Annotated in this window: 6 protein-coding genes; 3 read left to right on the top strand and 3 right to left on the bottom strand. The window is 49.7% G+C overall.

Annotation, left to right across the window (positions count from 1 at the left end; all coding sequences use genetic code 11):
• The 3 genes from KIH26_RS16825 to KIH26_RS16815 form a co-directional block, all read left to right on the top strand.
• On the top strand, positions 1 to 518 hold a 518-nt coding region (locus KIH26_RS16825), incomplete at its 5' end, for a 3'-5' exonuclease (protein WP_213446849.1).
• A 41-nt stretch (positions 519 to 559) separates the two neighbouring features.
• On the top strand, positions 560 to 1,057 hold the full coding sequence (locus tag KIH26_RS16820; RefSeq protein WP_213446848.1) for a hypothetical protein: 498 nt from the start codon (positions 560 to 562) through the stop codon (positions 1,055 to 1,057).
• A 317-nt stretch (positions 1,058 to 1,374) separates the two neighbouring features.
• Positions 1,375 to 2,373 carry a site-specific integrase gene (locus KIH26_RS16815; protein WP_213446847.1) on the top strand — a complete coding sequence of 333 codons (999 nt, stop codon included), beginning with the start codon at positions 1,375 to 1,377 and terminating at the stop codon, positions 2,371 to 2,373.
• 143 nt (positions 2,374 to 2,516) lie between these two features.
• On the opposite strand, the gene KIH26_RS16810 is transcribed toward KIH26_RS16815, so the two are convergent.
• The 3 genes from KIH26_RS16810 to KIH26_RS16800 form a co-directional block, all read right to left on the bottom strand.
• Positions 2,517 to 2,855: a copper-binding protein gene (locus KIH26_RS16810; protein WP_213446846.1), complete on the bottom strand. Its 339-nt coding sequence runs from the start codon at positions 2,853 to 2,855 to the stop codon at positions 2,517 to 2,519.
• A gap of 13 nt (positions 2,856 to 2,868) precedes the next feature.
• Complete coding sequence (locus KIH26_RS16805) at positions 2,869 to 3,423, bottom strand: DUF411 domain-containing protein (RefSeq protein WP_249661647.1); 555 nt, start codon at positions 3,421 to 3,423, stop codon at positions 2,869 to 2,871.
• A 4-nt stretch (positions 3,424 to 3,427) separates the two neighbouring features.
• On the bottom strand, positions 3,428 to 3,876 hold a 449-nt coding region (locus KIH26_RS16800), incomplete at its 5' end, for a cupredoxin domain-containing protein (protein WP_249661645.1).

Genomic DNA, 3,876 nt, shown 5'->3' with positions numbered 1-3,876 from the left:
CGGATTTTGATGGTATGCGCGAAGGCTCGAAGCCGACACTCATTTATGTTGACTCGCATCCCGATGCTGTAACTCGACTGATCCGTGAAATCAAAGCGCAAAACTCCGGCCAGAACGCTTTGCCACTGTCAGCCATGCTGGTACTCTGTGGTGACAAAATCAAAAATCGCAAGAGTGTCTGGGAGCGTTTGCGTTCTTCGCTAGGCGATCAACATGTTTGGTGGTTTAAGCTGTCAAAACATCCACCCGGTGGTTATGAAGAAGACTACCTGCGGATGGCTTATCTCGATACAGCTACTGGGTTGGAAGCGGCTGTTGTCTTCTTGATTGGAATGGAAGATATTTTGCTAGGGCATCGCCCACTAAACTTGACTGACGATGAGTGGCGAGCAGAGCAAGAAGAAGCCCGTCGTAAGCTGTACATGGCGATGACACGAGCGGGGCAGCATTTGGTGCTCATCAGTGCGGACAAGCTGCCAGATGGAATCGCGGCTTCATTTGAACTCTACAGCGTCTGAAAGCTGTGATGCATAGGCCAATGAATTTAGTGAGTCGATCAATGACTGTTAAGAACTTGCGGCACAAAACCTGTCCTACAGCAGCCTTAGAAATCATCACAAGCCGTCAGTACCATTGCAAAGATAGAAATATCTTAGGTTATGACGCTGGGATGAATTTTCTAGGCGAGTTGGGTGAGTTAAACAATCATGGCCTTCACCACAAGACAGTGACATTAATATGCTCTTGGGACGGATTGGTATCTGGGCCTATGCCTTGGAAAAACTTATCTTCGCGACAAGCAAACCTTCTATGCGACTACAACGGCTCTGGTAATCATTTTCAGAATAATGACCCAAGGTATTTTCTTCCTATTGGTTCGGATGGCTTAACCTTGAATGCAATTGAATTTACTGATGAGTCTGCAATTCTGTATGCATGGCTTGACCTGAAACGCTACCAGCGATTTCGTAGTTGGCGAATGGGGCAAGCACGCCGAACCATTGCTGCACTAAAAAAGGAATGTGAGTCTGGGACGATCAGAATCAAGGTTTGTTAATGCACTGCGTTTTGGGGCGCTTTCATCAGGACAGTAAATCAAAATCGTAGGGATTTTTTAACTCCTTTGCCTTCTGGTGAAAATCCTGCGACACTATAAAAATCTCGCTGCAATCGCGGGATCCGGTGAGAAATTATTTTTCTTCGCCTGCCTTGGCTAACCGTAGCCACCAAAGCAAAAAGCCGCCCATTCGAGCGGCTTTTTTATTCCCTAAACCCTAGTGATTTTTCTCGTTTCTCAGTGGGCTGGCGATTTTTCGTCCAAAACAGCCTGGGCTTCGAGAAACCACACTTATCACAAGTCAGAAAGGCTTAAAAATGCAAAAAAATCTCGTGCCAAACTGGCGCGCTGGCGCAGCTTTGTCGCTCGTCAGTAGCAATGCCACCAACCATGCGCCAGAAGCAGCCGTAGAAGCTGTTTTGGACGGTTCAGAAGCCGCTGTAGAGCGGTTTCTTGACGCTGCCAAGAGCGTGGTCACCAAACGCGCTTACGCGACCGACATCAAGCAGTTTCTGGCTGCTGGTGGTGCGATTCCGTGCAGCCCAGCTATTTTGGCGAAATATCTTGCCTCTGCCGCCGAAAAATTATCTGTAGCGACCCTCGAACGACGGCTAGCGGCAATCAATTGGGCGCATATAGAAATTTCTGCCCCATCGCCTACGAAAAATTCTCGTGTCAAGCAGGTCATGGCTGGTATCCGACGTATCAAAGGCACTAAACAACGGCGAGTGCAAGCGCTTGTCAAAGATGACCTAATCTCCACATTGCACATGGCCGAGCAGCAACTAAATGCCACGAAGATTTTTCGTGACAGAGCCTTGCTGCTAATCGGCTTCGCTGGAGCCTTCCGTCGTAGTGAACTTGTGGGTATCAGAGTCGAGCACATCACATGGCTGTCAACTGGCATTGAGATTGAGATACCGCAATCCAAAACCGATCAAGAAGCGGAAGGGCAGCACGTTTACATTCCCCGAGCCACGTCAGAAAAGCGCTGCCCAGTCATAGCGCTCAAAATCTGGCTAAACGCAGCCCGCATCACAGAGGGCTTGGTGTTCCGCAACGTTGATCGCCACGGCAACGTAGGAAAGAAGCTCAGCACGAATGCAGTTGCACAGATCGTCAAAGCTAGTGTGGCGCGAACCGATGCGGATGCCACACAATTCTCAGGCCACAGCTTACGTGCTGGCTACGCCACTACAGCCGCAGAAACGCTAATGCCTCAGCAAATTATGAGCACTACTAGGCATAAGAGCATGGCTACGCTGGGCAGCTACATACGCCCTGTGATGCGTCGCAAAATCCCGAGTCTGTTGTGAGTGGCAATGTACCACTCACAACTAGGTTTCTGGCTTCATGATTTCCAGCAAGCGTAATTGCTCTCGAAAACATCCAAGCCAATAACCCAGTAGACCAGCGATCAGCACATAGCCGATCCCCAGCAGACAGGGCATCCAGTTACTCATTTGGCTTCAACCTTTTCTACCGCTGTCACTACAAAAGCGCCTTGTAGCTGCTCAGCAGTGAATCGGATGTTGTCGCCTGCCACGAGTTTTTCCAGCAGCTTGTCATCACGGACCTGAAACACCATCGTCATAGGTGGCATATCCAGATTCTTGATTTGCCCATGTTTAAGCGTCACTTTTTTTGCGTCCTTGTCAACCTTACGCACTTCGGCGGTGGTCATTTCTTTTGTAGCACTGCTGGTTGTAGCTGAACTTGCGGGAGCAACTGTTTGTGCAGTGGCATTAAAAGCTGCAAACGAGACTATCGCAGCGGTTAGAAGGGATAGGGATTTCATGTGGAGGTTCCTTTCAAGCTAAAGCTTCATATGATTGATAAACGCGGCTCTTGCCGCCTTTGAGGACAAGCATGACATCGAATTTGTCACGTTTCGTGCCCATTTCCATGCCGGGCGAGCCTATTGGCATACCGGGTACTGACAGACCAATGACCTGCTGCCGCAAGCTCTCGGGTTCCGTCAGAAGACGCTTAATCTCGCTAGCAGGCACATGACCCTCGATTGCAAATCCTGCAATCAAGCCAGTGTGGCAAGAACCCATGTCATCTGGAATGCCCAGCTTGGTGCGTATGCCTGCAGTTTGCGCGACATTGTTGGCCTTTACTTTGAAGCCCTCTTTTTCCAGAATCTTGATCCACAGCTTGCAGCAGCCGCAGTTGGGTGTTTTCCAGACTTCGATGAAGGCAACCGTGGACATCGCCGCTGGCGCATGAGACGCATGGTCTGCGCCACCTTTTGCTTTGTTTGCCTCGGCAGGCGTAGCATCCTTAGCTTGACAAGCGGCAACTAGGGATGTGCTGGAAAGCAGCGCAAGCGCTGCTCCCAAAACGCCTCTGCGTGAGCGCATGATTTCAGTGCTTGTGACCGGTGTGACCATCGCTTTTTGCTCCAACAACTTTGATCTTGCCCACCATGCCAGCTTGATAATGGCCTGCAATCAGGCATGCAAAATCGAAGTCACCAGGTCTATTGAAATTCCAGATGATGCTGCCAGTTTTTCCAGCAGCAACGTGTGCCATATATGGCTCATCGTGCTCCATTGTGGGGAACTTGATCATCTGTGCAGCATGCTCATCCAAATCTTTCTTTGTGCCAATGACGAATTCGTGCATAATTTTTCCATCGTTCCGTACATTGAAGCGTATGGTCTCGCCTTGCTTGACTTCAATGTTGCCGGGGGTAAAGCGCATGTTGTCGCCCATACTCACGGCAACCGTACGCTTGATATCTTTTTCATCGCCAGCGATGCCCCATGGTTTTTGCTCTTTCTTAACGGGGCCTGCCTTTTTGGAATGATCCT

It is taken from the genome of Variovorax sp. PCZ-1 (genome assembly GCF_018413605.1).
Taxonomy (GTDB): Bacteria; Pseudomonadota; Gammaproteobacteria; order Burkholderiales; family Burkholderiaceae_C; genus JANMDU01.
Note: the sequence above shows the minus strand (reverse complement) of the source record. Positions and strands in the feature narration are given on the sequence as shown.